This window comes from Pseudomonas oryzihabitans, assembly GCF_024652905.1.
GTDB classification, from domain to species: domain Bacteria; phylum Pseudomonadota; class Gammaproteobacteria; order Pseudomonadales; family Pseudomonadaceae; genus Chryseomonas; species Chryseomonas benzopyrenica.
Genome location: NZ_CP102428.1, coordinates 4,430,017 through 4,456,352, shown reverse-complemented (window position 1 = coordinate 4,456,352; position 26,336 = coordinate 4,430,017). Strand labels below are relative to the sequence as shown.

The following is a 26,336-nucleotide window of genomic DNA, read 5'->3' as shown; positions in this document are numbered from 1 at the left end:
CCGCCCTTGTCGCCGGAGGCGCCGTGCCATAATCCGGCCACCTTCGCCGTCCTAGATGCCTGCATGTCCAGAATTGTGAAAGCGAGCCTCGTGCTGCTCGCGCTCTTGGCCCTCTACAGTCTGCTCGGTTTCCTGGTCGGACCGCGCCTCGCCCTGCACTACCTCAACCAGACGCTGGCCGAGCGCCTCACCCAGCCGGCCAGCCTGCAGGCCCTGAGCTTCAACCCCTTCACCCTGGAGCTGCACGCCGAAAAGCTGCTGATCGGTCCAGCGGAGCACCCCACGATGGCAGCCGAGGGCCTCTATGCCGATCTGCAGTGGGACAGCCTCTGGCGCCGCACCCTGCACCTGACCGAGGTACGCCTCGACCAGCCCCAGGTCGATCTGCGCATCGCCAAGGGCGGCCAGGTCAATCTGGCCCAGCTCTGGCGCAGCGAGCCCACCACCACCACCACCGCCTCGCCGACGCCAGCGGATGCGGAGCCGGGTCAGCCCTTCCCGGTGCATATCGAGCGCATCGCCCTGGTCGGCGGCCGGCTGCACTTCCTTGATGCCCAGGGCGCCCAGCCGGTGGAGGCCACCTTCACCCCCCTGGATGCCACCCTGCAGGATTTCCGCACCCGTAGCGGCGACACCCCGGGCCAACTGGCACTGACCGCCACCACTGCCCAGGGCGGCCAGCTCACCTGGAAGGGCAGCCTGGACCTCCTGCCGCTACGAAGCGAAGGCGACCTGACCCTCAAGGGCGTCAGCCTCGCGCCCTGGTGGCCCTATGTGCGCAACCAGCTGCCTCTGGCGCTGGGCAAGGGGCGCCTGGAAGCCAGCACCCATTACCGCCTGGACCTGGCCAAGACCCTGCAGCTGCAGCTCAGCCAGGGCCGTCTGGCGCTGGACGACGTCGCCGTGCAGGCGGTGAATGCCGAACCCAAGGCCAGCTTCAAGCGCCTGGCCGCCGAGGGCATCGGTCTGGATCTGCAGAAGCGCGAAGTCAGCATCGCCCGCCTGCGCGGCAACGGCCTGGATGCCTGGGGTAACCGCGAGCAGGACGGCACGCTCGACTGGCAGAAGCTCTTCCCCACCAGCGATGCCCCCAGCAGTGGCCCGGCCTGGCGCGTGCGGCTCGACGACGCCGAGCTCAGCGACAACCAGCTGCACCTGGTGGACCGGGTGCCCCAGGACCCGGCCAGTCTCTACTTCAGCGGCCTGGATCTGGCCGTGAAAGGCTTCGATACCGCCGGCGACAAACCCTTTGGCCTGGCACTCAAGACCACCCTGGGCGATCGCGGTCGCATCACCGCCAGCGGCCAGCTGACGCTCAGCCCCCTGCAGGGCAACTTCGACGTCGGCATCGACGAACTCAACCTGCGCCAGGCTCAGCCCTATCTCAGCCCCTATGTGCGCTTGGAGATCCGCAGCGGCCAGCTGGCCAGTCGGCTCAAGGTGGCCCTGAAACCCGGCGAGCCGCTGGGGCTCACCGTCAGCGGCGCGGCCCAGGTCACCCAGGTGCATGTGCTCGACACCCTGCACCAGCAGGACTTCATGCGCTGGCAGCGGCTGGACGTGCAAGGCATCGCCTTCGAACTGGGCAAGCGGCTGGTCATCGACAAGATCGACCTGGAACAGCCCTATGGCACCCTGGTGATCAACGAGGACCTGAGCAACAACTTCAGCGCCCTGCTGGTGCCCCAGCCGAAAACCGCGTCGAAGGACAGCTCGCCACCGCTGCAGATCCGCATTGGCGGGGTGACCATCAAGGACGGCAGCGCCGATTTCGCCGACAACAGCTTGAAGCCCGGTTTCGCCACCAATATCCAGTCGCTGGAAGGCGGCATCGGTACCCTCGATACCGCCGCCTCGAAACCGGCCGACATCCACCTCGCCGGCAAGGTCGACCGCTTCGCCCCGGTGGAGATCAAGGGCCGTCTCGATCCCCTCGACCCCCTGCAGCAACTGGACGTGACCGCCTATTTTCGCCAGGTCGAACTCACCACCCTGTCGCCCTACACAGGCAAGTTCGCCGGCTATGCGGTGCGCAAGGGGCGCCTCGACCTGGATCTGCAGTACCGCATCGACGACGGCCGGCTGCAGGCGCAGAACCACGTGGTGCTCGACCAGCTGGAACTGGGCGAGCGGGTGGACAGCAAGGACGCCGTGGACCTGCCGGTGCGCCTGGCCGTAGCCCTGCTCAAGGACAGCCACGGTCGCATCGACCTGCGCCTGCCGGTGGCGGGCAATCTCGCCGACCCCAACTTCAGCGTCATGCCGGTGGTCTGGCAGACCCTGCGCAACGTGCTCAGCCGCGCCATCCAGGCGCCCTTCCGCATGCTGGCGGGACTGGTCGGCGGGCATGAAGCGGATCTCAGCGCCATCGACTTCGCCGCCGGCAGCACCACGCTCTCGGCTCAGGCCCGCGGCGAGCTGGACAAGCTGGCCGCGGCCCTGCGCCAGCGCCCGCAACTGACGGTGGAGGTCAAGGGCCATGCCGGCGCCGCCAGCGATGGCCGCGCCCTGGCCGCCAGCCAGCTGGAAAAGGATTTCCAGACCCAGTACTTCAACCTACTGCAGCGCCGCGGCGACAAGGTGCCGGCCGATCCCAGCCAGCTGCAGGTGCCCGCCGACATGCGCGCGCCCCTGCTGGAAGGCCTGTATCGCCTGCGACTGCAGGCGCAACCGCCGCAGGAATGGGATAGTCTTGACGATGCCACCCGCACGGCGCGCCTGCGCCAAGCGGTGCTCGAAGCCTGGAGCGGCAACGACGGCCTCCTGCGCAGCCTGGCCCAGCAACGCGCGGGGGCCATCAAGACCTATCTGGTGGAGACGGCGAAACTGGATGCCCAGCGGGTCTATCTGCTGGACGTCAGTACTCAAGCCCAATCCGGCGAATCGCCCACGGCCGCGCAATTGCAGCTCGGGGTGCTCTGACCGGTCAGGAGACTCCCATGCGTTGCCTGCTCGCCGCCCTCACCCTGCTGGTCGCCACCGGCGCCGCCGCCGATTCCATGAGGTGCGGCAACGCCCTGGTCAGCCGGGGCGATCGCGCCTTCGAAGTGCTGCAGAAATGCGGCGAACCCGCCCATCGCGACCTGGTGGGCTACGAACTGGGCCGCAACGAACGCCGCGAGGCGGTGATCGAAGAATGGGTGTACGGCCCGAAGAACGGCGCCAACTACATCCTCACCTTCGAAGCCAACCGCCTCAGTCGCATCGAGTTCCAGCGCCAATGACCTCTCGCGCCCTGCTGTTGCTGCTTCTGCTCGCCACCGGTACCAGCCAGGCCGCGTCGCTGCGTTGCGGCAGCGCCCTGGTCTCCACCGGCTCCACCACCCACGAGGTCCGCGGCAAGTGCGGCGACCCCCTGAGCGTCACGCCCCTGGGCGAGCGCCAGGTCACCGACGGCTACGGCTATCGCCAGGTCGAATTCGTCGAAGAATGGGCCTACGGCCCTTGGAACGGCATGCTGTATTTCCTCACCTTTCGCGGCGGCCGCCTGGACCAGGTGGACAGCAAGAGAGCCAACTGAGACGTTTCGCAGGTTGGCCCTGCACCCGTAGGTTGGGTTGAGCGCCAGCGAAGCCCAACATTGCCCAAGGCCCAGCCCCGCTGTTGCCACGGTTCCGTAGGTTGGGTTGAGCGCCAAGCGAAGCCCAACACCGCCCAAGGCCCGGCCCCGCTGTTGGGCTTCGCTACGCTCAACACCAACCTACGGTGCTAGGCCTGGCTTTCGTAGGTTGGGTTGAGCGCCAGCGAAGCCCAACATCACCCAAGGCCCAGCCACGCTGTTGGGCTTCGCGACGCTCAGCGCCAACCTACGGCGCTTGGCCTCGTGAGCTAAACGCCCGCCTGACCAATCGACTCTGTGCATGGACGGCATACAGAGGTTTGGTTATTCATCTCCTGCCCTGGCCCAGCATCCTTGGTCGCCCTTTACGAACGCTGCAGGACTGCCCGCAGTCGCATGCTTCGTCTCTTCCCTTTCCGGAGTCCGCCATGGCCACGCTACGCCTCTTCACCTCGCCGTCCGCCTTTCCCAATCCGCAACGCCTGCGGCTGTTCATCCATGAAAAGGGCATTGCCGATCAGTTCGAGGAGGTCATCCTGAAGATGGCGCCCGAGGGCGAGCAGCGCCAGTGGCAGCACCTCAAGCGCAATCCCTGGGGCGAGACGCCCACCCTGGAGCTCGCCGAAGGCGGTTACCTGGCCGAGAGCGCGGCCATCGCCCGCTATCTGGACAACAGCTATCCCGGGCGCAAGGTAATGGGCGAAACGCCGCTGGAGCAGGGCCAGGACGCTATGTGGAACGACCGCATCTTCGTCCATGTGCTCTATCGCATCGTGACCATGTTCCATGTGCAGCACGAAGGCCTCGGCCACAAACTGGAGCTGACCCACAATCCGCAGTGGGGCGAGCATTGTCGCAAGGAGGCCCTGATGCACGCGGCCCTGGTGGATCGGCACCTGGCCGATGGTCGCGAGTGGCTGCTGGGTGGCGCAGCGCCGACCTTTGCCGACATCACCCTGTGCACCGCCATCGCCTTCTCCAAGTTCCCGACCAACCAGACCCCGCTGGACGAGCGCTTCGAGCACCTGGCGGCCTTCTGGGCGCGCTGGCAGCAGCGCGACAGCTTCCGCGCGGCCTATGCCGACGGCCACAGCGGGCTGGACGAGCTGGCGTCCCTGGCGCACGGCTGACGCCACTGCAACCGCTCCCCTCATTGGGTCAAGGCCCCGTAGCGTGGAAAACGGCGCAGCCTTTTCCACTGGACTGACCGCTAACCACCCCCTCTCCCACTGGGAGAGGGCCGGGGGTGAGGGTCGCACGCCCGCCTCGCTAGCCCAGCCGCTCGCGCAACACTGCCAGGGCTACCTCCGGCCCACCGACGACGATGCTGGCCGGTACCGCCAGCATCAGGTTGAGCGGCAAGCCGAACTCCTCCAGCGTCCAGCCATCGCGGTCCAGCAGCCCGGTCCCCACCCACTCGGGATGCCGCGCGCGAATCCGCTCGGCCAGGCTGCCCGTCTCCGGGACATAGCCCACCACCGGCTTGCCCAGCGCCACCGCATAGCCCACCTCGAAACAGGTACCGCTGTCGGGCTCGGCGCCGCGAAAGAAATCCAGACTGGCCAGCACCCCATCGGCCTGCTCGATCAGCGCCAGATTCGCCCGATAGATCCAGGCGGCCTGCTCGCGCGGCTCGGTCAGCTCCGGAGGAATGGCGTTGTCCAACGGAAACAGGCCCGTGCAGCCGTGACGGGCGCACAGCGCCTTGAGGGCCTCGCCATGGGCGACGGCGTCGGGGCGAAAGACCTCGGGGCCGGCCAGATAGAAACGGGGTGGCATAGGGAGTCCTCGCTCAAAACGGCCAGTGTAGAGGGCGGGCGAAACCTCGTCTCGGTGGCGAGGACTTCGCGCTGTACGCCAGGGTCGGCTAGACCGGCACCGCCACCGACCGCGGCAGCGCCTCATCGAGCAGCCGACACGCCGCTTCACCGACGCGCTGCACCCCCTCCTCCACGCCCGGGCGCTGGGCCTGGGCATAGTTCAAGCGCAGGCAGTTGCGGTACTTGCCCGAGGCGGAAAAGATGCTGCCACAGGCGATCTGCACGCTTTGGGCGAGCAACTCGCGATTGAGCCGATGACTGTCGCAGGCCTCGGGCAATTCCACCCAGAGCAGGAAGCTGCCTTGGGGTTGGCTGACCCGGGTACCTGCGGGAAAGTAGCGCTGCACCCAGGCACTCATCAGGTCGCGATTGCGCTGGTACTGGGCACGCATGCGCCGGACGTGGACGGTGTAGTGCCCGGCGGCGATGAATTCGGCGATAGCCAGCTGCGGTTGGGGGGCGGTGCAGCCAGTGCCTATGTACTTGAGGTGCAGGATGCGCTCGGCATAGCGCCCGGGTGCCACCCAACCGACCCTGAGCCCGGGGGCCAGGGTCTTGGAAAAGGAACTGCAGAGGATCACCCGGTCGTCTTCGTCGAAGGCCTTGAGCGCCCGCGCGCGCGGATAGCCATAGAGCAGATCGCCATAGACGTCGTCCTCGATCACCGCCAGGTCGTGCTTGCGCGCCAGGGCCACCAGCTGGCGCTTGTTGGCCTCGGGCATGCAGTAGCCCAGGGGATTGTTGCAGCTGGGGGTGAGCTGGATGGCGCGCACCGGCCACTGCTCCAGGGCCAGTTCCAGCGCCGGCAGGCTGATGCCGGTGCGCGGATCGGTGGGGATCTCCAGTGCCTTGAGGCCCTGGCCCTTGAGCGTCTGCATCACCCCGTGGAAGGTCGGTGAATCCACCGCGACGATGTCGCCCTCCTGGCAGGTGGCCCGCAGCGCCGTGGCCAGGGCTTCGTGGGCACCGCTGGTGATGACGATGTCATCGGCGGTCAGCATGCAGCCGGCATCCAGTTGCAGTCGTGCGACCTGTTCACGCAGCGCCGCCACACCCTGGATGCTGTCGTAGGACAGCCCGGCATTGCCTGGTCGCCGCGCCAGGCGTGCCATGCCGGCGAGCAAGGGGGCCAGGGTCGGTGCCTCGGTATCCGGCAGGCCGCGGCCGAGTTGCACCCGCACCGAGTCGGGGGTGCTGGTCATCAGCTCGCGCACCGGCTCCCAGCCGGAGACCTCCACCGGCCAGCGCGCCGGGCGGGTCACCCGCGGCAACTCGATGGCGCGTCTTTCCAGATGGACGAAATAGCCGGACTTGGGCCGTGGCTCGACCAGGCCGCGATCCTCCAGCAGCCGATAGGCCTGTTGCACCGTGGCCAGGCTCACCCCGTGCTCCTGCGCCAGGGCCCGTACCGACGGCAGGCGTTCGCCCGGTCGATAGAGGCCCTGTTCGATACGGCGGCCGAGCGCGTCGGCCAACAGCTGATAGCGATTCATGTCCGGACTATAGCGGCGCAGGCAGGGATGGCGCGCCATACAGATGGCCACGCCACCTACCATACAGCTGCCTGCTGTAAGGCGGCTGTATGGCGGACAACCGATCAGCCTGGACCTGCCCCTGGACAGGCTGGCGGCGGAGCATGGAGACAGCACAGGAGAGACGCCATGCCCAGAGACGCCCGCCTTCATGATCGGACCCACACCAGCGGCTGCTGGCTGCTGTTCCAGCGCCAGCTGAGCACCCGCCGCACCCTGCTGGAGCTGTCGGACGAAGAACTGGCCGACATCGGCCTGGATCGCCTGACGGCATTGCACGAAGCCCACCGCCCCTGGTGGCGGGTGCTACTGGACGCCTGGCGTCAGTCCGGCAGCCGCGACAACCGTGCGGCCCACTCCGCCACCGGCGCCGGTAGCTCCGGATGCCAGAGTCTGCGCCAGACCACCGCCAGCTGTTCGCGACCGCCTCGCTCCCGCGGCCACAACGAAGGTTCGGCCACCAGTCGCCAGCCACTCGCCTCGCGCTGAGCCAGCACGAAGCGAAAGCTGTGGTAGCCGGTGGCGCCCAGGCGCAGATCGGTCACCACCAGGTCATCGCCCAGGCGGTCGTACCTCAGCCAGTCGTCGGTGAACCACCGCAGCCGCTGCTCGGCCGGGGAATCGGCAAGGATTGGCGCCAGTTCGCCGCCCCGCGGCAGTGGCACCAGCTGCGGCGGATGATCGTCGAACAATCCGACCCAGGTTTCCCGGTAGCGCTCGGGGCCATCGTCCACCATGACCCGCCAGAGCAGACTGGTGAACGGCAGCGGCGCGCTGAACAGGCGGGCATCCGCCTGCCCCTGCGTCGCCAGCACCTGGCGCACCTGGCGCTCCGCGGAATACTTGGCCACCAGGGTCCAGCCCAGGTAGGTCGTGGAGAGCAGCAAGGCCGCCACGGCCAGCCGTGGCGTTCTGTCCCGGGGGCCGAGCACCAGGCCAGCCAGCACTGCCAGCAACAATGGCAGCGTATAGAGCGGATCGATGATGAAGACGCTGGACCAGGCCACCGGAGTGGTCGGCAGTGGCCAGAACAACTGGGTACCGTAGGTGGTGAAGGCATCCAGCAGCGGATGGGTGATGAGCACCAGCCAGAGGGTCAGGAACAGCCGTCGCTGGCTGTAACCCGGATTGCGCCAGCGCCCGCACAGCCAGGTCAGCAACAGGGCCACCCCGGTCAGCACGAACAGCGAATGGCTGAAGCCGCGGTGGTAGGTCATCTCGTTGACGGCGTTGCCGTAGCCGATGACCACATCGAGATCCGGCAGGGTGCCCAGAGCAGCGCCATAGAGAAGGGCGCGGCGGCCCTGCCAGCGCCCCAACAGCGCGGTCTGGACGGTGGCGCCGAGTACGGCCTGGGTCAACGAATCCATGGATCAGAGCTTCCGGGCGAAATCGAGCATCAACCGTGCCAGGGCCTGGGGCGTTTGCAGCGGCATCAGGTGACCGGCACCGGGAATCACCTCCAGTCGGCTATTGGGAAAGGCCGCCAGGGTGGTCCGGCGCTGTTCGTCCGGACCGGGCACCTGCTGGTCATCGGCGCCGCAGACCAGCAGCACCGCATAGTCCAGGGTCTCGATCCGATCGCTCCAGTCTTCACGACTGCCGTGATCGACCCAGGCACGCCAGGCCTGAAGATTCAGCCGCTGGGCGTCGGCGATCACCACCTCGCGAATGGGATCCGGCAGGCGATGGGCGCTGGAGTCGTCGACGAAGGCCTCGGCCTCCGCCCGGCTCTTGCCATAGGCGCGCTGGGCATCGCGGTCCGCCTCGCTCATGGGTTGCGGCCCGGGCGGCGAAGGCGCTACCAGGATAAGGCCGACCAAATACTCCGGCCGCCGCGCCGCCAGCACCACAGCCACCTTGCCGGTCATCGAATGGCCGACCAGGATGCAACGGTCCAGACCCAGGGCGCGGATGCTGGCATCCACCTGATCGGCCATCTCCGCCACGCTGTAGCCCTCGACCTCGGCGGCATCGCCAAAGCCTGGCGTATTGAGCGCCACGCAGCGATGTTTGCCATCTAGATAGGGCACGGTGGGAAACCAGGTGCGGTGGGAGCCGCCGAGAAAGTGCATGAGCACGAAGGTGGGCGAACCGCTGCCCTGCTGGCTGTGGGGAAGCATGGAAAATCCTCGGTGCGGGCTGAAGGCGGATACGTCTCAGATGGAGAGGTAGGCAGCGCGCTAAGTTCCGCTTCGCTGGAGGCCTGGCAACCCGGGCCGCGCCGGCCGGTCTCACTCAGAGCCGCCCCTTTCCGGAGTCCACCATGGCCGATCTGTCCCGCTTTCCCATTACCCAGCGCTGGCCCGCCCGGCATCCCGAGCGCCTGCAGCTCTACTCGCTGCCTACGCCCAACGGCGTCAAGGTCGCCATCCTGCTGGAGGAGCTTGGCCTGCCCTATGAGGTGCATCGCATCGACTTCGGCCAGGACGATCAGCACACCGCGGAATTTCTTTCGCTGAGCCCCAACAACAAGATCCCCGCCATCCTTGATCCCGAGGGTCCCGGTGGCGAACCCCTCGGACTGTTCGAGTCCGGCGCCATCCTGCTCTATCTCGCGGAAAAGACCGGGCGCCTGCTGCCCGAGGATCCGGCCCGGCGCTACCAAGCCATCCAGTGGCTGATGTTCCAGATGGGGGGCATTGGTCCCATGTTCGGCCAGCTCGGCTTCTTCACCAAATTCGCTGGCAAGGCCATCGAAGACCCGCGGCCCCGCGAGCGTTATGTGGCCGAAGCGCGGCGCCTACTCGGCGTACTGGATGGCCAGCTCAAGGGCCGCACCTGGATCCTGGGCGAGGACTACAGCCTCGTCGACATCGCCACCTTCCCCTGGATCCGCGCTCTGCTGGAGGTCTACCAGGCGGCCGACCTGGTCGGCTTCCAAGACTTTCCCGAGGTCCGTCGCGCCCTCGACGCCTTCCTCGCCCGCCCGGCGGTGCAACGCGGCCTGCGGATACCGGCCGCGCCCTGATGCTCGCCGACGCGGGTATGCAGCTGCGCCAGTGGCGAGCGGAGGATGGCCGGGTGTCGGCGCGGCTGAATGCCGATCCGCCCCTAGCGCAACAGACTGTCCTTGCTCGCCCGCCGGTTGTAGCCGCCAGCGCGCTGGTCTTCGGCGTCCTGCTCGGACTGGCAGCGGATGCACAGGTGTACACCTGGGACCGCCTGGCGGCGCGCCTCGGGAATGGCGTCGCCGCACTCCTCGCAGTGGGTGAGGCTCGCGCCTCGATGCAGACGACTGCGGGCGCGCTGCACCGCATCGTCCACCGTGCTGTCGATCTGTTCCTGAACCGCGCCGTCTCCGGCCCACCCATTGGCCATGGCTGACTCCCAGCTGCGTTGCCTTGATACCCATTGGAAGCGAAGCTCGCGCAGATGTTCGCTGCCGTCCAGCGTCCGTCCGTCGTGCTGGCATCTGCTGTCGCTGCTGATGCTGGGATTGGCGCTGACGGGCTGCTCCAACCGCGAGCTGCTGCGCCAGGTCACGACGGCACTCTGTGTGCCCAATGCCCGGCTCACTGGCCTGGCGGCGCCCTGTCGCCAGGTGGTGGAGGATCCCGGCTTCGCCATGCTGCGTGCGCCCGGCGAGCGGCAGCATTTCATCCTGGTACCCCTACGCCCCTTGCGCGGGCTGGAGAGTCCGGCGCTCTGGCGGCCCGGCCAACCCAATTGGTTCGGCCTGGCCTGGCGCCAGCGCTGGTATCTGAGCGCCTGGGGCCAGGCACCCGTCGCGGATGAGCGGATCGCCCTCGCCCTCAATGCCCCCAGCGGGCGCAGCCAGGATCAATTGCATGTGCACCTCGCCTGCCTGCGGCCCGAGTTGCGCCAACAGCTGTGGCAGCTGGCACCAGGCATCGATGAACACTGGCGCGCCCTGCCGGTGGCGCTGGCGGGCAGTCGCTATCAGGCGCGGCGCCTGAGCGAAACCCAGTTGCGGGCCACGGACTTCTTCCAGGCCCTGGCCAGCCAGCCGCCCTATCCGCTGCCGGATCCGCGCTTGTCGCTGGCGGTGGTGGCGCTGCCGAGCCAGGACGCCGGTCGCCAGTTCCTGCTGCTGGCCGGACGCGCGGGCAGCCAGCCGGGCGATTTCGGGTCAGCGGAACGGCTGCTGGCCGCGGATTGCCAGGGAACGACCACGGCCCCGGCGACTCAATAGCGCCAACGCGCCAGGAGGCCCCTATGCCGCAGGAATTCCAAGACCTCTTCGACTTCATCGATCAGCTGCTCGCCTGGTCCGACTTCTATCTCAAGTCCGGCCTCCTGCTCTGCGGAGTGGGCATGATCGCCGGTGCCATCGCCTGGAAACGCTGGTGGGGCAAGGCGCTGGCCTTTGGTTGCGCCGGTCTGGGTGCACTCGCGGCCTTGAGCCTGGATCTGCTCCACCGCCTCTGAAGCGCCGCAAGATTCTGAACGGCTTTGCGCCTTCCGCTGCCCAGTACATGGCGGCAAGATGACACTGGCCGTCGCTTTCCGCCGCCAAAGCTTGAACTGCTTCACCGTCTCGAACAGAGGGCGCTACGGGTTGGCGGATAGATCGCGGCAGCTTGCTAGGGTACTGCCCCACAATAATCCGGCCTGTTCACCACGGCCTTCATCTTTTCAGCTCATGCATACAGACCCGATCATGCCCATGTCCCCTTCTCGCCTGTTGTCCCGCCTACCGCATCTCGGCCTCTGCCTGGCCGCCTCCCTCGCCTCCCTGGCCGGCACCGCCGTGGCCCAGGAAGGCAATGCCCGCTGGGTCAGCGACAGCCTGACCACCTATGTCCGCAGTGGTCCCACCGATGGCTATCGCATCGTCGGCACCCTCAAGTCCGGGCAGAAGGTCGAGCTGATCAGCACCCAGGGCGACTACAGCCAGGTGCGCGGCGAAGGCGGAAGCACCGTCTGGATTCCCAACAGCGACCTGCAGGACAAGCCTGGCCAGGCCGAGCGCTTGCCGCAGCTGGAACAGCAGGTGGCCGAGCTGAGTGGCCAGCTCAAGACCATCGACGACAGCTGGAAGAATCGCGTCCAGGGGATGCAGGAGACCCTGGATTCGCGCAAGCAGCAGATCGACGAACTGGAGAGCCGCCGCAAGGACCTCGACGCCCAGCTCACCCAGGCCCAGTCGGAACTGCGCAGCACCCAGGCCAAGCTCGGCAACGAGAACAAGCAGGCACTGATGCAGTACATGGTCTATGGCGGCAGCATCGCCGGCGCGGGCCTGCTGGCCGGGCTGATCCTGCCGTCCATGACGCGGGGCAGGAAGAAGAACGACCGCTGGTTCTAAACGTCGGGGGCCAGCCGTTCTCGCGGCTGGGCGGAACCCGGGGTCACGGTGCGTGCCTCAAAAAGGCACCGCTTCTGCTACCGTGGCCCGAAGCCTCCTGTCCAGACGAGCCCCCATGCCCGACACCCCCCGCTTTCGCATCCAGCAGGTCGAGACCCTTTCCGCTGACTGGGGCCTGCTGAAGAAGACCACCTTCGACTACCTGCGCCATGACGGCAGCTGGCAACGCCAGACCCGGGAGACCTACGACCGCGGCAACGGCGCCACCATCCTGCTCTACGACCGCGACCGACGCACCGTGCTGTTGATCCGTCAGTTCCGCCTACCCACCCTGGGTAACGGTCTGGACGACGGCCTGCTGGTGGAGACCCCCGCCGGCCTGCTCGACGCGGCCGCGCCCGAAGCGCGTATCAAGGCCGAGGTCGAGGAAGAGACCGGTTACCGCCTGGACAACGTTCAGCACCTGTTCGACGCCTTCATGAGTCCCGGCTCGGTGACCGAGTTGCTGCACTTCTTCGCCGGTGAATACCGCGCCGATCAGCGCATCGCCGACGGTGGCGGACTGCACGAGGAAGGCGAGGACATCGAGCTGCTGGAATTGCCTTTCGACGAGGCCCTCGCCATGGCCCGCGACGGTCGACTGCTGGACGGCAAGACCATCATGCTGCTGCAGTACGCCGCCCTCTACCTGCTGCCGCGCTAGCCCATGGAGCTGATCCGCGAGCGTATCGAGCGGCAGGTAATGAGCCTCACCGGACTGTCCCTGGGCGAGGTCGATTACGAGCAGCCACCGGGCGATCCCGGGCTGTTCGGACCGGGCAGCGTTCCCTGGCGGGTGCACAGCGACTTCACCTGCATGCTGATCGGCGGCATCGCCGCCCTGCTGATGCAGACGCTGCACCCGCTGGCCCTGGCCGGGGTCTGGGACCATTCGAAGTTTCGCGAAGACATGCTCGGCCGCCTGCGGCGCACCGGCCAGTTCATCGCCGCCACCACCTTTGGCAGTCGCGGCGACGCCGAGCGGCTGATCGCCCGGGTCCAGGCCATCCACCGTCATATCCGCGGCCAGGCCGCCGATGGCCGCCCCTACAGCGCCGAAGACCCGGCGCTGCTGACCTGGGTCCATGTGGCCGAGGTCAGTCATTTCCTCGCGGCCTACCTGCGCTATTTCGATCCCCAGTTGCCGGGCGCCGAACAGGATCGCTACTACGCCGAGATCGCCCTGGTTGCCGAACGCCTGGGGGCGACCGACGTCCCCCGTTCGCGGGCGGAGATCGCCGCCTACTACCAGGGGATCCGTCCCCAGCTGGTCTGCGATGAGCGCAGCCGCGAGGTCTGCCGGGTGTTGCTGCAGGCGCCTGCACCCAGCGCCCTGGCCAAACCCTTCGGGGCCCTGATGATGCAGGCTGGCATCGACCTCTTGCCCGACTGGGCCAGCGAGGAGCTCGGCTTCCACCAGGGCCCGTTGCAGAAACGGTTGATTCGTGCCGGTATCGGCGCCACCGCGCCGGTGCTGCGCTGGGCGGTGCGCAATGGCTCCTCGCATCGCGCCAGGCGGCGGATGGGGATCGAAGGTTAGCCTGCACTTCGGTGCGATGGGGCACCGTTGGGCTTCGCTACGCTCAACCCAACCTACGCCACTATCGCGGCCATGGGCCGCTCCTACGGATAGGTTGGATACCTGTAGGAGCGGCCCATGGCCGCGATAGATCAACCTACAACATCCGCACCTTGATCGATCGCCCCTTGATCTTGCCTTCGCTCAGCCGCTGCAGCGCCTGGCGGGCGATATCGCGTTCCACGGCGACGAAAGCCTGGTTGTCGAACAGGGTGATCTTGCCGATCTTGGCACCGGGCAAGCCGGCGTCGCCGGTCAGGGCGCCGAGGATGTCGCCGGGGCGCAGCTTGTCCTTCTTGCCCGCCGCCAGGGCCAGGGTGTGCATGGTCGGCACCAGCGGCTCCGGGGTGTCGCGCAGGGCACCCAGCGGCTGCCAATCCAGCGGCGAACCCTGCTGTACCTCGATGGCCTGGGCGCGGCTGGCCTCGGCCGGCGCCACCAGCGACAGCGCCAGGCCCTGTTCACCGGCGCGACCGCTGCGGCCGATGCGATGCACGTGCACCGCCGGATCGCGGGACAGCTCCACGTTGATCACGGCTTCCAGGCCGGCCACGTCGATGCCGCGGGCCGCCACGTCGGTGGCCACCAGCACGCAGAGACTGCGGTTGGCGAACATCGCCAGCACCTGGTCCCGCTCGCGCTGCTCCAGGTCGCCATGCAGGGCAGCGGCGGAGATGCGCTGGGCGTGCAGCGCCTCGACCACCTCCTGGCACTGCTGGCGGGTCTGGCAGAAGGCCACGGCGCTGGCCGGGCGATGGTGCCTGAGCAGGCGCACCACGGCGGCCAGGCGATCCTGGGCGGCGATCTCGTAGAAGCGCTGGCGGATCTGGGTCTCGCTGTGCTGACTTTCGACACTGATGCGCAGCGGCGCGCGCAGATAATCCTCGGCCAGGCGCTCGATGCCTTCCGGGTAGGTCGCGGAAAACAGCAGCGTCTGCCGCCGCGCCGGGGTCTGCCGAAGGATGTCGGCGATGGCGTCGATGAAGCCCATGTCGAGCATGCGATCGGCTTCGTCGAGCACCGCGACGTTGAGACCGTCCAGCACCAGGGTGCCCTTGCGCAGGTGTTCCTGCACCCGCCCCGGGGTGCCGACGATCACCTGGGCGCCGTGCTCCAGTGAGGCGATCTGCGGCCCCAGCGGCATGCCGCCACAGAGGGTCAGGATCTTCAGGTTGGGCGTGGTGCGCGCCAGGCGCCGCAGTTCGCGGGCCACCTGATCCGCCAGCTCGCGGGTCGGACAGAGGACCAAGGCCTGACAGCCGAAATAGCGCGGGTTGAGCCCCGTCAACAGGCCGATACCGAAGGCCGCCGTCTTGCCCGAGCCGGTCTTGGCCTGGGCGATGAGATCCTGGCCCTTGAGGATGATGGGCAGGCTGGCCGCCTGGATGGGCGTCATGCTCAGGTAGCCGAGTTCGGCCAGATTGGCCTGCATGGCCTCGGCCAGCGGCAGGGAAGCGAAGGATGAGGGCACGGGAGTCCTGTGAAACGGCTGGTAAAGGTTTACCAGTCTAGCAGAAGGGTACCGGCTCTCCCGTGAATGGACGCTGGAGCAGGGCCTACCTATGCTAAGGGGTACGACAACTCAAGGAAGCTTCACCATGTTCGACCGGCCTGTGCTCTATACCCATCCCATGTCGCGCGGACGCATCGTGCGCTGGCTGCTGGAGGAGCTCGGACAGCCCTATGAAGTACAGCGGGTCGACTACGGGCCGGCGATGAAATCCCCGGCCTATCGCGCCATCAATCCCATGGGCAAGGTACCGGCGCTGCGCCATGGCGCCGCCGTGGTAACCGAGACGGCGGCCATCTGCGCCTATCTCGCCGACGCCTTTCCCGCCGCCGGTCTCGCACCACCCCTCAACGATCCGGCGCGCGGTGCCTACTACCGCTGGCTGTTCTTTGCCGCCGGTCCGCTGGAGGCCGCCACCACCAACCAGGCGCTGGGCGTCGTCCTGCCCGAGGATCCGCAGAAGCGCGGCGCGGTGGGCTATGGCAGCCTTGCCGAGGTGCTCGATACCCTCGACGCCGCCTTGGCCCCGGGCGAGTACCTTGTAGACGACCGCTTCACCGCCGCCGACGTCTATGTCGGCGCCCATCTCGCCTGGGGCATGGCCTTTGGCACTATCGAAAAGCGTCCGCACTTCGAGCGCTATGTTGCCGGGCTGGTAAGCCGCCCGGCCGCGGTACGCGCCCGCGAACTCGACGACGCCGAACTTGCCACGCTCAACTGAGCCTCGCCTACAACTCCACCGGTCCGCGCGGATGGTGCAACGGGCAGCCGTTGCGCTCGCTGCGAAACTGCGAAGACATCTCGTAGGCCGGTTGCCGCGATCTCATGATGCCGCCAAGGGGTCGATGCGCGGCCAGACCGTGCCAGGGGCTGAACACCATGGCGTCGTCAACCTCGCGCGAGCGGGCCTCGTTCCAGGCCGGTTGCGGCTGGACCTCCAGGCGCGCCACGGTCACATAGGGGGTCAGGTCTTCCGGCCAGACCACCGAAGCGTCCTCGATCGGCGTCTGCTCGATGTCTACCCCCAGTTGCACGCGGATCTCCCAGACCCCGCCGTGCTGGGCGAAATGCGCGTTGACCGCTTCGCGCAGGCCGTCGGGCTTGCCGTTGACCTCCACCGGGGCATCGGTCAGGGCGGTCAGCTCCGGCGCCACCGGCACCACGCTGAGCTTGGCGAAATAGGGGCCGTAGAGAAAGGGCACCATGGTGTAGAAGGTCTCGCCGAGCGGATGGGTCTCCGGGTGGCCACCCAGACTCTTCAGCGTCGGACTCTCGCCGCCAAAGGCCTCCACTACCTTCTCGGTGCCGCGCAGCACCGCCGACGCCACCTTCTTCAGGCCCTCGCCGCGGTCGGTGGTCTTGGCCAGCAGCTTGAGCGTCTTGAGAAAGGTCTTGGGATCCGGCGCGGTAAAGGCCGGCGCGTTCTGCATGACGAAATCCTGGGTCACCTGTCCTTCGCTGCCAGGCAGGCGCTCGCCCGGCACGTCGATCAACTTGAGCGCCAGGCCACGCGGGGTGGAAACGCTGTCGGCCAGGATGTCGCCGGGGTTGGTAGAGAATCTCAGCACCGCGGCATAGCTGCCCGGGGTGGCGAAGGCGCCCTGGGCATAGGCCGGCGGCAGACCATCCAGCACCGTCACCTGGCCCGTGAGCAGACCATGACTCTTGGCGTGCACGCTGCGGATGGCATGACCACCATTGGCATAGGTGGTCTCGGTGATGTCTCTCATGGCTGCGACCATCTCGCGAACGGTGTCGGCTTCGTCATCCGGCACCTGTTCGAAGGCGGGCTGGAACGGCAGCGGATGGACAGCGGTAGGCGTGGTCATCACGGGACTCCTCGGATGCCGTCATTCGGATGAGACGGTCAGCAAATGGACCGCTATCGCGCTAACGGCGTTCGGCCATTGGCCACTCAGCCGACACAAGGTCGCGCTCGACTGGCGCTCGGGAACGGCCCCGCTCAGAGGGGTTCGATATCTCCATCACCCACCCAGGAGCCCACCATGAGCGACGTCGAACAGAAGACCTATGACAACCCCAGCAATACCCCGCCACCCGAAGAGCTGCCCTATGCGGACATGGAGCCGGAAGAGTTTCCGGACGACCCGGACGTGGCCGGCGAGACCGAATCGGGCACACCCGGCTAGGCAGTGCCCTGCCCCGCGGACGACAACCTGAGCGGCGTCCGCGACACTTTATGACTGGCTGGTTTGACGGGGGCCCAAGGCCCCGCGAAGATGGGCGGGCGTTTGCCGCGTCGAGTCCCCCATGCTTTCCACCAAGGTTCCCTTGCTTCTGCGCAGCCTGATCGGCCGGCTGGTACGAATCGCCATCGCCTCCGGCGTGACCTACCAGACCTTCGATCGGTTGCTGCGCCAGACCTATTTTGAGGTCGCCCAGGATTTCGAGCCGCTGGGCGACAAGCCCAATTCCGACAGCCGCATCTCGGTCCTGACTGGCCTGCCGCGCCGCGAGGTCCGCGCCCTGCGCGAGGCTGGCCCGGAACGTACGCCCTGCACGCCCAGCCTGGAATGGCAGGTGCTCAGCGCCTGGACCTCACGGCTGGACCTGCTCGATGCCGAGGGCAATCTGCGCCCCCTGCCCCGCACCCAGCGGCGCGGCGGCGAACAGAGTTTCGACGCCCTGGTCGCCAGCGTCGGCAGCGACGTCCGCGCCCGTACCGTGTTGGATGAATGGCTGCGCAAGGGCTATGCCCGCCTCGACGAGGAAGACCGGGTGGTGCTCACGCCACGCTCGTTGCTGCGCGGCACCGAGAGCCAGGAAGGCGCGGGCCGGCTGCTGGCCCACTTCACCGGCGATCTGCTGGCCGGCTTCGAGCGCCTCTACCTGCAGGATCGCGCCGCGCCGGACTTCACCTTCCATGTGGTCTACGGCCACAACCTGACCCAGGACTCGACCCTGAGTCTCTATCGCACCGCCTACGACGAATCCATGCAGCTGCTCAACCGCCTCAATCGCCTGGTGGTCGAGCACGAAGCCCAAGACGCCGGCAAGGCCGACGCCACCCAGCGGGTGACCCTGGGCTTTGGCGGCTATCGGGTGGAGCAGGAGCGGGATGCAGGCCTGGTGCAGGGGCGGGAGGATTAGCGCCAGCAGTCGGTGGCGTTGCCGGAACCCTTGACCCCTTTCACGCCCTGGGCGTTGAGGGTGAGATCGCCACACACTGTGTCGCGGGTCTGGGTACCACTGCGGGTCGCGGTTAGCAGATAGGGACCATTGCTGGCGTAGTCCGCGCTGTTGGCGGCATAGGTGGCGATGCTCAACTGGTAGTAGCCGCTGGTCGAGGTCACCGTCTGGCTGCCCGCCGGCGTCCTGTTGTTGACGATGTTCAGATTGGCCACGCTGGTCGGATAGGCATTGTTCTGCGCATAGAAGCGCTCCATCCGCGCCGCCGCCTCGTTGAGCAGCGCCTGCCCCTCGCTGCGATTAGAGCGCAGCACATAGTTCTGATAGCTCGGATAGGCGATGGCCGCCAGGATGCCGACGATCGCCACGACGACCATTAGCTCGATCAGGGTAAAGCCTCGTGCTCGCATCGCTACCTCAGGGATCGGGATTCTGGTTGGAGAAGGTGCGCCAGGTCTGACGAACCGAGGCAGGCCGGAGTTTAACCCCCTCGTTCTGCCCCTGGTTGATAACCGATGAGTCGCTCCCACCGTTTTCCGTCGAGATGGTGGTTCCGCCAACGGTGATCAGACCATCGCGGTAAGAAAAGGCGGAAAGTTCGGGGAACAGACCGGCCAATTTCAGACGGGAATAATTGATCGTCGTGCCCAGTTGCAGATGATCGGTTCCGCCACCGGTATAGGGATCCAAGGCATAAAGATAGGTGACAGCGCCCGAATCGCAAGGATCGTCGTTGGGCACCAGGGATGCCGCCAAGAGGGTGTCTGCCTGGTAGTCAGGGTTGGTGATGATCATTTCACCCGTTGCTGGCAGATTCAGATACCAGCCGTATTTGCCAGTGCCCGTGTTCTCGTCGTACCAATCCACGGCATTGGTGCTTACCGTATTGGCGGTGGTGTTGACCGAGGCGTCGGTCGCGCTGGCATAGGTGATCGCCGTATCGCCACCCAGCGTCTGTTGCTGAAGATCCGCGACGGTCAGCCTCGGTGTACTGGTCACCAGGGTGCCTGCCGTCTGCCGATCCCAGATGCCGTAGAGACTCATGGCCTTACCGGAAACGGCCGTGGCGTCACCGCTTTCCAGGTACTTACCGGTGCCGAACACCAGCAGAAAACCGATCCCCGAAGGATGCCGGAGCAGTCGGGGTTCCGCCATGACGGCCTGGGGCTGATCGGCACCGCCGCTGCTATAGCGAGAGGCACGCGCCCGATAGAGCGGCGCCCCGCCAAAGCCGACCCGGAAGTCACTGACGCCAGCAGTGGCCTTGAGGTTGTTGCCGATCAGATCGAAACGCCAGAGATTGCCGCGCAGGTCGCCGGCATAGACGTAGTCGGTGATGAGATCGCCATTGGCATCCAGCGGAGTCGGCGTGGCCAGGCCGTTGGGAGTGGTCAAGCCGTCGTTGGGCTCCGGCATGAGTACAGTGACACGCTTGCCGGTCTTGACGTCCAGGACATAGAGCACGGCCTTGTCATTGGCGCTGTTGTAACCATTGGCCAGCAGCACTGCCCAGTCGCCGGTATGCAACCGGGCGAACACGGGCTTGCTGTAGGTCAGGCCCAACTCGCTGAAATCCGCATCGCTGGCACTGCGCTCCCAGAGTACCTTGGGATCACTGGGATCGGTGATGTCCAGGGCGAACACCGCCCGGCCACCGCCTCTCAGGGTGCCGATCAATACGGTATGCCAGGCATTGTCGTAGTAGACGTCCTGCGTCACCGGCGTGCCATCCACCGAAAACTGATGAGTACTGCTGGTATAGCTTGGATCGGTGAGCTTGTAGAGAGTGGGAATGACCGCACTGGGAACGAAGGCGAAGGCCTCGTCGCCGTTGTCGTCGAAGGCGTGCAGCATGCCGTCGTTGGCCCCGACGTAGATCCGGGTCGCCCGCTTGGCCCACTTTTGCTGGAAGGCACTGTAGCTGCCGGCGGCACCGAGCGCGTTCATCCTGGCCGCGGGGCTGCTGGGCGTGCTCACCAGCGCCGGCTTGGAATCGATGATATCGCCCAGCAGATGGTTACGGATGCGCAGGGCCGGCGTGGCCGTCTGGCTTTCCTTGCTGCGATCGCCACGCAGATAGTTGAGGCGGGCCTCGCCAAAGGTATCGCGGGTGCCATTGGCATTACGATTCAGCTTCGCCTTCTGGTCGTCGCTCAGGTTGCTCCAGATAAACGGCTGGCGCACGCCTCCCACGCTCATGTACACCTTGCGCGTGGCAAAGCCGCCCGCGCCATAGCTCGCATCCAGGCGACCCTGGGCACTCCAGACCCGAGAGGTGCGGGTCGCGGTGCGCAGGTACTTGCTGAGGTCGCCACTCCAGTCGCTGCTGGAGAAGCTGGGCACATAGCTGTAGTTGGAGCTCTGGGTGCTGTCCAGCAGCGGCGACGAGGCCTGGCCGGCGCTGGTCGACTGGGTCTGGGCAATGCGATTGACCACCTGATTCAGCGAGTCGACCAGGCCATTGGCATCGTCGGCGCTGAAGAAGTCGCCGCGGGAGTTGATCGCCGCGTGCCAGAGGTCATAGACGTTGTTGTCGCTGTCGCTGCTGGCGGCGGGCCAGGTCATCGCCGGGCTGTAGCCGCCCGCGAAGGTACTGCCGCCCCAAGCCGGGCTGGTCAGCGACGAACTCAGGCCGAAACCGACGGTATAGGTGACCAGGTGCTGCCAGGTGGCCGGATCGTTCTTGGGATTCCAGTACTGGGTGTCGGTATTGCTGCTAGGGTCGCGAACGTAAGGCGAGAGCTTGTCCGAGATCCCCGGCTGGGCATCGGTCGCCCAGTATTTGAACGCCAGGTCGGCCAGGGTATTGCTCGCGCTGTCGGTAAAGGGCGCCCGTGGTGAGTATTTCATGCCGTCTGGCAAGGTCTGGCCACTGCCATCCACGTTGCCGGCACCGATGTTGTCCGAGTTCCACTTACCATCGGTCATCATGATCTGATAACTCGGGCGGCAGGCGTATTCCGGACTCTGGGTCACCCCGGGATCCTTGGCGTAGGGACCGTCCTTGCCACCGCTCTGCAGGAAACGCCCAGCGCGATCCAGGGCACTGCGTAGCGGCGTGCCGGTATTGAAGTTGAGATCGCCTAACCACCTGAAGAAGTTCGCGCGCGCCTGGCCGTCGAAGGTACGCAGCTGATTGCTGCCGCGGTAGCTGATTCCCTCACAGTCGGTGCCCGAGTTCAGCGTGGTGCAGTTGCTCAGATCCTGCCAGGTCAACCTGACCGAAGTGGAAAATTGCGAAAAGGCCAGATTGGCCGACGACTGCATGCTCAAGGCGCGATTGCGATAGAAGGCATACCAGATGGCGAAGTTCTGCCGATCAGCCGCGGAGGTAGGGTTCACCAGGGTGTAGCAGTCGTCATTCGAAGGCTGGCAGTTGGGGTTTTCCTTGTTGAACACGTAGTAATAGGCTGGAACCCCTGTTTCGGTCCTATCGTTGCGCCAGGCATAGAAATCCGCTCTGGGATTTTCCGCCAGGTAGTAGATGGTGCCGGTCGCACCGCCGTAGTTGGTCCCGGCGTTGTAGTTGGTATCCTGGCCACGAGCGGTGTCGTATTCCCAAGCCACGCGATAGTCCCGACTCAGGTCCACCGTACCGGCGGCCGGCCGGAAGCCATTCACGTAAACCCGAGTGAAATCGAAGCTGGTGCCGCTGCTGACCGGATAGTCCGCCACCGTCAGGACACCATTGCTGAAGGTGACCTTTTTCGGCACGGCATAGCTCACCGCCGGGTTGTAGTAGAGCGCATTGAAGGCCGCTGATTTGACCCGCCGCGTGGTGCGCAGGCCATTGGCGCTGTACCCCAGCCAATCGGGGATGAAGCCCCACTTCATGCTGTTGGAGTTGTCCAGCGTGACGATGATGTTGGGATCGACACCGGTGCTGAGGAACAGCGGTTGCTGACTGATATTCAGGTTGCTCGCGCTGGCGCAGCTGGCGGCAAGCAGCGCAGCCAAGGGCGCCAGACAGGACGAAAACTTCATTGCACCTCCAGCTTGACGATGCTCTGCAGGATGACCGGGAAGCGCGCGCCACCGCTGCGCGCGACGGCGGTCACCCGGTAGTAGTAGGACCCCTTGCCACTGAGGGCTTCGCTGGGGTTTGGGCTGGCACTTCCGGCAATGAAGGTCACTACCCAGCGCGGCGCAAGACGATAGCGGGACTCGCCATCGAAGCCTCGGTAACCCACAGAGTTCTCCGCCGGCGCATCGCTCAGGGTCTGCAAGGCGATCTTGGCCCAGGCCTGGACCTTGGCCTGGGTGTCCAGATCCTTGCCGTCGCTGAGGATGCACAGATTCTCGACGGTGGGCGCCAGGGTATTCGCACTGGTGGTGCAGGAGTCGAAGCCGGCACTGGCACTGTTGAACATCACCGTGCCTCGCAGGGCACTCAGCCGTCGTTCGGCTTCCCGCAGCGCCGATTCGGCGGCGTTGTAGGCCCGCTTCTGTTCGGAGACGTTGCCGCCCACCCGGTTCTGCAGGGTGGTTTCGCGCATGCTGGTAACGGCCAGCAGGGTGAGCAGCAGGAGCATGACCAGGGCGATCAGCAGGACCGCGCCCCCCTGGCGCCGGTGTGAGCAGGACTTCATGGCATCAGATTCCGCAAGGTGACGCTGCCCTGGACGATTTGCAGCACCTGGGTGCTGGCGCCCGCGGGCGGCTCGCGCCCGGTCAGGGGCTTCCAATTGGCGGCCATGGCGTTGGCCATGCCCTCAGTGGGTACGGCGCGACTAGAAAACAGCGCGGCATAGCGCACGGCCTGACTCGCCTGACTGGGCGTGGGCAGCTTGAACCAGACGAAATCCGCCAGGCCGGCGACGATGACCTGGGCCGGCTGGCCCTGGGCGCTGCACTGCAGGTTGCCGCGGCCGACAGCGCCCACGGGATCGGCGACATAGCTGATACGGGTCAGCACCTCAGTGCCGTTACCGTTGGTAGCTTCGGCGATGGGATTACCCAGGCAGTCACTGTCCCTGCCCCTGGTCTCGCCCTGATAGCGCAGGCACACCCCGGTCTTGTCGTCGGTCAAGGTGATGGCCTGCCCTCTGCTCATCGCCGGGCAGCCATTGGCGGCGGGACGCGCGGCAAAGGCGGTCTCCAGGGTCGTCTGCAGGGTCGGATTGGCCCGGAAGCCCGCGCGTGCCAGTTGCTGATCGAGCAACAACAACGCGGTGCGTCCGTTTTCATCGTTGCTGACCTGGCCTTCCTGGAACAGCGCGTGTCGCTTGTTGTTCAGGTACAGCTGGGTCACCGCCAGGATGAGAAAGGTACTCAGGGTCAGGGCCACCATCAGCTCGACGATGGACAGGCCGCGCTGCGCCCTCATAGCTCGCCCCTCAGGGTGTAGAAGCACAGGCCGCCACTGCAGCCGGCGCTGTTGCCGGTATTGTCCTGCCAGGCGATGACGATCATCACCATGGAGGCAGTGGGCGACACGCAGGCATTGGGGTCCGCATAGGGCGCGGCGCTGCCTACCTGGGGCGGCTGGCGCGTCGGGCATACCGTGAAATTGGCCTTGAGGATGGCATCGCTGACCGGCAGGAGCGTCCGCACCTGTTGCAGCCAGCAGGCGAGATCCTTGCCGGCGACCGTCTCCCCGCCCTGGCCACGATCGAGGGTGGCACAGGAGCCATCCGCCGCCTCCAGCGCCCGCGTGGTGAAGTCTTCACCGACCGGTTTGGCATAGGGACTGTCGGTGAAGAAGCGGCCCCCGCTGTCCAGCGCGGCATCGGGATTACTGCGCATCAGCTCCAGCAGATCGCCAGCCAGCATGATGGCGTTGTTACGCTGAATGGCGTCCTGGGACAGCACCAGACTGCGCGACTGCAACGCCACCAGGCCCAGCACGCCGGTACAGATGATCACCAGGCTCACCAGCACCTCGATCAGGCTGAAGCCTGTCTGGGAAGACCCTTGTCTCAACTGCATCCGGTGCTCACTGACGTCGGCGGGAAATCGGTCACTTCGATGTGGCCGCCCTGGCTGACGCTGAGGACCTTGCCCGGGGTGTTCTTGTCGTTGCTGGCGCAGAGCCGGATGGTGAAGGCGTTCGCCAGGGTGCCATTGGGCCGGAAGGTCAGGCGCGCGGCAGTCCCCGTGCTGTTAAGGCCATTGGGCGCCAGACCGGTGCCTTCGAAGGTCCTCAGGGTTTCCACGGCACCGGTCACGGTGCTGCTTGCAGTGATGACCTTGAGCGCCCCGGACCAGTTGTTGACCCCAGGGGCCTCGACGCTGACGTTGAGACCTCGGGTCAAGGCCTCACTACGGGCGTAGGTGAGTAGATTAGTCAGCTCATTCGCGGCGACGAGGACGCGATTGGCCCGTGTCAGGGCGCCAAATCCAGGCGTTGCGATGGATACCAGGATGGCAACCAGCGCCATGACTATCAGCAATTCGGTAAGAGTGAAGCCTGCAGCCTTCTTCATGCCAGGTCTGCCTATTGTCTAGCGGAGTTATGCGAATGCTGCGCCCAAGTGGGCGATAAATCAGCAATAGCGGGACATTCGGCCGTCTTGACGGGATGACTGGACGCGTCGAAGGGAAGCGAAACGAACAAGGGAAGCGCTGCGGATTAGCTTGTAAAACGCAAATAAAGCCAGCTATCAATATGCTCTTTAACCATCTGCATGCGGCCCAGACGCTCTGACGCCCAGGTTTCGGTCTGATCGCCCCCTTGAAAATGGTCAGACTCTTATGACGAACACGCGAGGATGCTACTGATCGCCAGCCTTTCGCGCGCTGCTCCCCTGCGCCTCAGGGTTTCCCCGCCGCCGCCATGGCTCTGCGCAGAACTCTGCTCCAGCACGGCCATTGCCTGCCACGTGATGTGCTTTAAAACTCATTAATTGAATGAACAAATAATAAAATAATGTTTAATTGAAAGAACGAACAATCAAAAATAATTAAACCATCAACTTCTCATCCAGAAGAAACTCGGGGCGACATAACTAGCCAAATACCTTGCAATTGCTTTAAAACAGTAACCGCCCTGCACTCTGGCGCCATGGAACAGCCGTCACGCCTGGCTTGCAGGTCATGCACACCAAGGCAATCAGCCTTCTTTCAATCCGCACGACGAAGTAGCAAAGCGCCTGCCCCTGTTAACAGGCCGCACTTTCCACCATCGGACGCCGCTCCGAGTTAGCTCCGTAACGCCCCTGCTTTCATCTACCGACAATGACAAGGCCGCTATGCACGACTCGAAGAAAATCGATTATTCGCTAGATACCGCCGACACGTCCGCACCGCACTCCGCGCTGGACAATGCCGCCATCATTTCCGCCTACCGGCGCTGGGCCAATGTCTATGATCGAGTGTTTGGTGGCGTTTCCGCGCCCGGTCGCAAGCGGGCGGTGGCGGCGGTCAATGCCCTGGCGGGTACCCGGGTGCTGGAGGTCGGGGTAGGAACTGGTCTCGCCCTGCCGCACTATGGCGCCGACAAGCGCGTCACCGGGATCGATCTCTCGCCGGACATGCTGGCCAAGGCGCGGGAGCGGGTCGCGCGCGACGAGATCACCACGGTGGAGGCGCTGCTCGAAGCCAATGCCGAGGAAACCGGCCTGCCCACCGGCTCTTTCGATATCGCCGTGGCCATGTTCGTGGCCTCCGTGGTGCCCAATCCGCGCAAGCTTATGCAGGAGATGCGGCGCGTGGTGAAGCCGGGCGGCCACCTCTTGCTGGTCAATCACTTCCAGGCCGAGAGCGGCCTGCGCCTGCTGGCGGAAAAGACCCTGGCACCGGCCTCGCGCAAGCTGGGCTGGCACCCTGACTTCGCCATGGACTCCATCCTTTCCCGCGAAGACCTGCGCCGCGCCAGTCGCAGCAGCGTGCCGCCCTTTGGGCTGTTCACCCTGGTGCAGCTGACCAACGACTGAG

At 65.9% G+C, this 26,336-nt stretch carries 27 protein-coding genes and 1 pseudogene; 15 read left to right on the top strand and 13 right to left on the bottom strand.

Going from position 1 to position 26,336, the window contains the following annotated elements; all coding sequences use genetic code 11:
* Nucleotides 1-63 precede the first annotated feature (63 nt).
* The 4 genes from NRG74_RS20665 (at nt 64) to NRG74_RS20650 (ending at nt 4,689) form a co-directional block, all read left to right on the top strand.
* Nucleotides 64-2,922, top strand: a complete 2,859-nt coding sequence (locus NRG74_RS20665) for a DUF748 domain-containing protein (protein ID WP_257705185.1) — start codon at nt 64-66, stop codon at nt 2,920-2,922.
* 17 nt (nt 2,923-2,939) lie between these two features.
* Nucleotides 2,940-3,224, top strand: a complete 285-nt coding sequence (locus tag NRG74_RS20660) for a DUF2845 domain-containing protein (RefSeq protein WP_017642680.1) — start codon at nt 2,940-2,942, stop codon at nt 3,222-3,224.
* Nucleotides 3,221-3,520 carry a DUF2845 domain-containing protein gene (locus NRG74_RS20655; RefSeq protein ID WP_257705184.1) on the top strand — a complete coding sequence of 100 codons (300 nt, stop codon included), beginning with the start codon at nt 3,221-3,223 and terminating at the stop codon, nt 3,518-3,520. Before NRG74_RS20660 ends, NRG74_RS20655 begins: the two co-directional genes overlap by 4 nt.
* 467 nt (nt 3,521-3,987) lie before the next feature.
* On the top strand, nt 3,988-4,689 hold the full coding sequence (locus NRG74_RS20650; protein WP_160921853.1) for a glutathione S-transferase family protein: 702 nt from the start codon (nt 3,988-3,990) through the stop codon (nt 4,687-4,689).
* A gap of 139 nt (nt 4,690-4,828) precedes the next feature.
* On the opposite strand, the gene NRG74_RS20645 is transcribed toward NRG74_RS20650, so the two are convergent.
* Both NRG74_RS20645 and NRG74_RS20640 read right to left on the bottom strand, forming a co-directional pair.
* Nucleotides 4,829-5,338, bottom strand: a complete 510-nt coding sequence (locus NRG74_RS20645) for a nucleoside 2-deoxyribosyltransferase (RefSeq protein ID WP_160921854.1) — start codon at nt 5,336-5,338, stop codon at nt 4,829-4,831.
* Nucleotides 5,339-5,426: 88 nt separating this feature from the next.
* Nucleotides 5,427-6,872 carry a PLP-dependent aminotransferase family protein gene (locus NRG74_RS20640; RefSeq protein ID WP_257706624.1) on the bottom strand — a complete coding sequence of 482 codons (1,446 nt, stop codon included), beginning with the start codon at nt 6,870-6,872 and terminating at the stop codon, nt 5,427-5,429.
* 27 nt (nt 6,873-6,899) lie between these two features.
* Between NRG74_RS20640 and NRG74_RS24480 the strand changes: the two are divergent.
* Nucleotides 6,900-7,148 (top strand): annotated as a pseudogene (locus NRG74_RS24480) (hypothetical protein); the annotation flags it as partial.
* An 86-nt stretch (nt 7,149-7,234) separates the two neighbouring features.
* Here the strand turns inward: NRG74_RS24480 and NRG74_RS20635 are convergent.
* Both NRG74_RS20635 and NRG74_RS20630 read right to left on the bottom strand, forming a co-directional pair.
* On the bottom strand, nt 7,235-8,281 hold the full coding sequence (locus NRG74_RS20635; protein WP_160921857.1) for a metal-dependent hydrolase: 1,047 nt from the start codon (nt 8,279-8,281) through the stop codon (nt 7,235-7,237).
* A gap of 3 nt (nt 8,282-8,284) precedes the next feature.
* The gene (locus NRG74_RS20630) at nt 8,285-9,034 is read right to left on the bottom strand and encodes an alpha/beta fold hydrolase (protein ID WP_160921858.1); all 750 of its coding nucleotides are present in this window, start codon (nt 9,032-9,034) and stop codon (nt 8,285-8,287) included.
* Between the two features lie 143 nt (nt 9,035-9,177).
* On the opposite strand from NRG74_RS20630, the gene NRG74_RS20625 reads away from it, so the two are divergent.
* The gene (locus tag NRG74_RS20625) at nt 9,178-9,882 is read left to right on the top strand and encodes a glutathione S-transferase N-terminal domain-containing protein (protein ID WP_257705183.1); all 705 of its coding nucleotides are present in this window, start codon (nt 9,178-9,180) and stop codon (nt 9,880-9,882) included.
* 83 nt (nt 9,883-9,965) lie between these two features.
* Here NRG74_RS20625 and NRG74_RS20620 read toward each other — a convergent pair whose 3' ends face one another.
* The gene (locus NRG74_RS20620; protein ID WP_160921860.1) at nt 9,966-10,232 is read right to left on the bottom strand and encodes a DksA/TraR family C4-type zinc finger protein; all 267 of its coding nucleotides are present in this window, start codon (nt 10,230-10,232) and stop codon (nt 9,966-9,968) included.
* On the opposite strand from NRG74_RS20620, the gene NRG74_RS20615 reads away from it, so the two are divergent.
* The 5 genes from NRG74_RS20615 (at nt 10,231) to NRG74_RS20595 (ending at nt 13,762) form a co-directional block, all read left to right on the top strand.
* The gene (locus tag NRG74_RS20615; RefSeq protein WP_237509527.1) at nt 10,231-11,067 is read left to right on the top strand and encodes a CDP-diacylglycerol diphosphatase; all 837 of its coding nucleotides are present in this window, start codon (nt 10,231-10,233) and stop codon (nt 11,065-11,067) included. The two genes, NRG74_RS20620 and NRG74_RS20615, sit on opposite strands and share 2 nt — an antisense overlap.
* Before the next feature lie 23 nt (nt 11,068-11,090).
* Nucleotides 11,091-11,303: a hypothetical protein gene (locus tag NRG74_RS20610; RefSeq protein ID WP_017642692.1), complete on the top strand. Its 213-nt coding sequence runs from the start codon at nt 11,091-11,093 to the stop codon at nt 11,301-11,303.
* A gap of 238 nt (nt 11,304-11,541) precedes the next feature.
* A complete protein-coding gene (locus NRG74_RS20605) occupies nt 11,542-12,183 on the top strand; it encodes a TIGR04211 family SH3 domain-containing protein (protein WP_017642693.1) in 642 nt (213 codons plus the stop codon).
* Between the two features lie 115 nt (nt 12,184-12,298).
* On the top strand, nt 12,299-12,886 hold the full coding sequence (locus tag NRG74_RS20600) for an NUDIX domain-containing protein (protein WP_160921862.1): 588 nt from the start codon (nt 12,299-12,301) through the stop codon (nt 12,884-12,886).
* 3 nt (nt 12,887-12,889) lie between these two features.
* On the top strand, nt 12,890-13,762 hold the full coding sequence (locus NRG74_RS20595) for an oxygenase MpaB family protein (RefSeq protein WP_160921863.1): 873 nt from the start codon (nt 12,890-12,892) through the stop codon (nt 13,760-13,762).
* Nucleotides 13,763-13,898: 136 nt separating this feature from the next.
* On the opposite strand, the gene dbpA is transcribed toward NRG74_RS20595, so the two are convergent.
* Nucleotides 13,899-15,233 (bottom strand): ATP-dependent RNA helicase DbpA, encoded by a 1,335-nt coding sequence (dbpA, locus tag NRG74_RS20590; protein WP_051226205.1) that lies wholly within the window; start codon nt 15,231-15,233, stop codon nt 13,899-13,901.
* Nucleotides 15,234-15,399: 166 nt separating this feature from the next.
* Between dbpA and NRG74_RS20585 the strand changes: the two genes are divergently transcribed.
* Nucleotides 15,400-16,032 (top strand): glutathione S-transferase family protein, encoded by a 633-nt coding sequence (locus tag NRG74_RS20585; protein ID WP_257705182.1) that lies wholly within the window; start codon nt 15,400-15,402, stop codon nt 16,030-16,032.
* Between the two features lie 7 nt (nt 16,033-16,039).
* Here the strand turns inward: NRG74_RS20585 and NRG74_RS20580 are convergent, their stop codons facing one another.
* A complete protein-coding gene (locus tag NRG74_RS20580; RefSeq protein ID WP_257705181.1) occupies nt 16,040-17,140 on the bottom strand; it encodes a catalase family protein in 1,101 nt (366 codons plus the stop codon).
* Nucleotides 17,141-17,317: 177 nt separating this feature from the next.
* Between NRG74_RS20580 and NRG74_RS20575 the strand changes: the two genes are divergently transcribed.
* On the top strand, nt 17,318-17,461 hold the full coding sequence (locus NRG74_RS20575; protein WP_257705180.1) for a hypothetical protein: 144 nt from the start codon (nt 17,318-17,320) through the stop codon (nt 17,459-17,461).
* A gap of 121 nt (nt 17,462-17,582) precedes the next feature.
* Nucleotides 17,583-18,422, top strand: coding sequence for a DUF6502 family protein (locus tag NRG74_RS20570; RefSeq protein WP_184290177.1), 840 nt, complete (start codon nt 17,583-17,585; stop codon nt 18,420-18,422).
* On the opposite strand, the gene NRG74_RS20565 is transcribed toward NRG74_RS20570, so the two are convergent.
* From NRG74_RS20565 to NRG74_RS20540, 6 genes are read right to left on the bottom strand one after another with little or no spacing between them, the layout of a single operon-like run.
* The gene (locus NRG74_RS20565) at nt 18,419-18,871 is read right to left on the bottom strand and encodes a type IV pilin protein (protein ID WP_257705179.1); all 453 of its coding nucleotides are present in this window, start codon (nt 18,869-18,871) and stop codon (nt 18,419-18,421) included. The two genes, NRG74_RS20570 and NRG74_RS20565, sit on opposite strands and share 4 nt — an antisense overlap.
* 7 nt (nt 18,872-18,878) lie before the next feature.
* Nucleotides 18,879-22,445, bottom strand: coding sequence for a pilus assembly protein (locus NRG74_RS20560; protein WP_257705178.1), 3,567 nt, complete (start codon nt 22,443-22,445; stop codon nt 18,879-18,881).
* A complete protein-coding gene (locus tag NRG74_RS20555) occupies nt 22,442-23,050 on the bottom strand; it encodes a pilus assembly PilX family protein (RefSeq protein WP_064307585.1) in 609 nt (202 codons plus the stop codon). The genes NRG74_RS20560 and NRG74_RS20555 overlap by 4 nt, the downstream gene beginning before the upstream one ends.
* Nucleotides 23,047-23,787, bottom strand: a complete 741-nt coding sequence (locus NRG74_RS20550; RefSeq protein ID WP_160921868.1) for a PilW family protein — start codon at nt 23,785-23,787, stop codon at nt 23,047-23,049. Before NRG74_RS20550 ends, NRG74_RS20555 begins: the two co-directional genes overlap by 4 nt.
* Complete coding sequence (gene pilV / locus NRG74_RS20545) at nt 23,784-24,389, bottom strand: type IV pilus modification protein PilV (protein WP_064307587.1); 606 nt, start codon at nt 24,387-24,389, stop codon at nt 23,784-23,786. Before pilV ends, NRG74_RS20550 begins: the two co-directional genes overlap by 4 nt.
* Nucleotides 24,380-24,886: a GspH/FimT family pseudopilin gene (locus NRG74_RS20540; RefSeq protein ID WP_064307588.1), complete on the bottom strand. Its 507-nt coding sequence runs from the start codon at nt 24,884-24,886 to the stop codon at nt 24,380-24,382. Before NRG74_RS20540 ends, pilV begins: the two co-directional genes overlap by 10 nt.
* 765 nt (nt 24,887-25,651) lie before the next feature.
* Here NRG74_RS20540 and NRG74_RS20535 point away from each other — a divergent pair.
* On the top strand, nt 25,652-26,335 hold the full coding sequence (locus tag NRG74_RS20535; RefSeq protein WP_017642708.1) for a class I SAM-dependent methyltransferase: 684 nt from the start codon (nt 25,652-25,654) through the stop codon (nt 26,333-26,335).
* Nucleotide 26,336: the final 1 nt, after the last annotated feature.

Excerpts from the sequence above, each read along its gene's own strand:
- dbpA (WP_051226205.1), bottom strand. The coding sequence starts at position 15,233 with ATGCAGGCCAATCTGGCCGAACTCGGCTACCTGAGCATGACGCCCATC.
- NRG74_RS20565 (WP_257705179.1), bottom strand. The coding sequence starts at position 18,871 with ATGCGAGCACGAGGCTTTACCCTGATCGAGCTAATGGTCGTCGTGGCG.
- NRG74_RS20635 (WP_160921857.1), bottom strand. The coding sequence starts at position 8,281 with ATGGATTCGTTGACCCAGGCCGTACTCGGCGCCACCGTCCAGACCGCG.
- NRG74_RS20610 (WP_017642692.1), top strand. The coding sequence starts at position 11,091 with ATGCCGCAGGAATTCCAAGACCTCTTCGACTTCATCGATCAGCTGCTC.
- NRG74_RS20665 (WP_257705185.1), top strand. The coding sequence starts at position 64 with ATGTCCAGAATTGTGAAAGCGAGCCTCGTGCTGCTCGCGCTCTTGGCC.
- NRG74_RS20630 (WP_160921858.1), bottom strand. The coding sequence starts at position 9,034 with ATGCTTCCCCACAGCCAGCAGGGCAGCGGTTCGCCCACCTTCGTGCTC.
- NRG74_RS20660 (WP_017642680.1), top strand. The coding sequence starts at position 2,940 with ATGCGTTGCCTGCTCGCCGCCCTCACCCTGCTGGTCGCCACCGGCGCC.
- NRG74_RS20625 (WP_257705183.1), top strand. The coding sequence starts at position 9,178 with ATGGCCGATCTGTCCCGCTTTCCCATTACCCAGCGCTGGCCCGCCCGG.
- NRG74_RS20595 (WP_160921863.1), top strand. The coding sequence starts at position 12,890 with ATGGAGCTGATCCGCGAGCGTATCGAGCGGCAGGTAATGAGCCTCACC.
- NRG74_RS20615 (WP_237509527.1), top strand. The coding sequence starts at position 10,231 with ATGGCTGACTCCCAGCTGCGTTGCCTTGATACCCATTGGAAGCGAAGC.
- NRG74_RS20640 (WP_257706624.1), bottom strand. The coding sequence starts at position 6,872 with ATGAATCGCTATCAGCTGTTGGCCGACGCGCTCGGCCGCCGTATCGAA.
- NRG74_RS20655 (WP_257705184.1), top strand. The coding sequence starts at position 3,221 with ATGACCTCTCGCGCCCTGCTGTTGCTGCTTCTGCTCGCCACCGGTACC.
- NRG74_RS20620 (WP_160921860.1), bottom strand. The coding sequence starts at position 10,232 with ATGGCCAATGGGTGGGCCGGAGACGGCGCGGTTCAGGAACAGATCGAC.
- NRG74_RS20580 (WP_257705181.1), bottom strand. The coding sequence starts at position 17,140 with ATGACCACGCCTACCGCTGTCCATCCGCTGCCGTTCCAGCCCGCCTTC.
- NRG74_RS20585 (WP_257705182.1), top strand. The coding sequence starts at position 15,400 with ATGTTCGACCGGCCTGTGCTCTATACCCATCCCATGTCGCGCGGACGC.
- NRG74_RS20645 (WP_160921854.1), bottom strand. The coding sequence starts at position 5,338 with ATGCCACCCCGTTTCTATCTGGCCGGCCCCGAGGTCTTTCGCCCCGAC.
- NRG74_RS20560 (WP_257705178.1), bottom strand. The coding sequence starts at position 22,445 with ATGAAGTTTTCGTCCTGTCTGGCGCCCTTGGCTGCGCTGCTTGCCGCC.
- NRG74_RS20555 (WP_064307585.1), bottom strand. The coding sequence starts at position 23,050 with ATGAAGTCCTGCTCACACCGGCGCCAGGGGGGCGCGGTCCTGCTGATC.
- NRG74_RS20550 (WP_160921868.1), bottom strand. The coding sequence starts at position 23,787 with ATGAGGGCGCAGCGCGGCCTGTCCATCGTCGAGCTGATGGTGGCCCTG.
- NRG74_RS20535 (WP_017642708.1), top strand. The coding sequence starts at position 25,652 with ATGCACGACTCGAAGAAAATCGATTATTCGCTAGATACCGCCGACACG.
- NRG74_RS20540 (WP_064307588.1), bottom strand. The coding sequence starts at position 24,886 with ATGAAGAAGGCTGCAGGCTTCACTCTTACCGAATTGCTGATAGTCATG.
- NRG74_RS20605 (WP_017642693.1), top strand. The coding sequence starts at position 11,542 with ATGTCCCCTTCTCGCCTGTTGTCCCGCCTACCGCATCTCGGCCTCTGC.
- NRG74_RS20600 (WP_160921862.1), top strand. The coding sequence starts at position 12,299 with ATGCCCGACACCCCCCGCTTTCGCATCCAGCAGGTCGAGACCCTTTCC.
- NRG74_RS20575 (WP_257705180.1), top strand. The coding sequence starts at position 17,318 with ATGAGCGACGTCGAACAGAAGACCTATGACAACCCCAGCAATACCCCG.
- NRG74_RS20650 (WP_160921853.1), top strand. The coding sequence starts at position 3,988 with ATGGCCACGCTACGCCTCTTCACCTCGCCGTCCGCCTTTCCCAATCCG.
- pilV (WP_064307587.1), bottom strand. The coding sequence starts at position 24,389 with ATGCAGTTGAGACAAGGGTCTTCCCAGACAGGCTTCAGCCTGATCGAG.
- NRG74_RS20570 (WP_184290177.1), top strand. The coding sequence starts at position 17,583 with ATGCTTTCCACCAAGGTTCCCTTGCTTCTGCGCAGCCTGATCGGCCGG.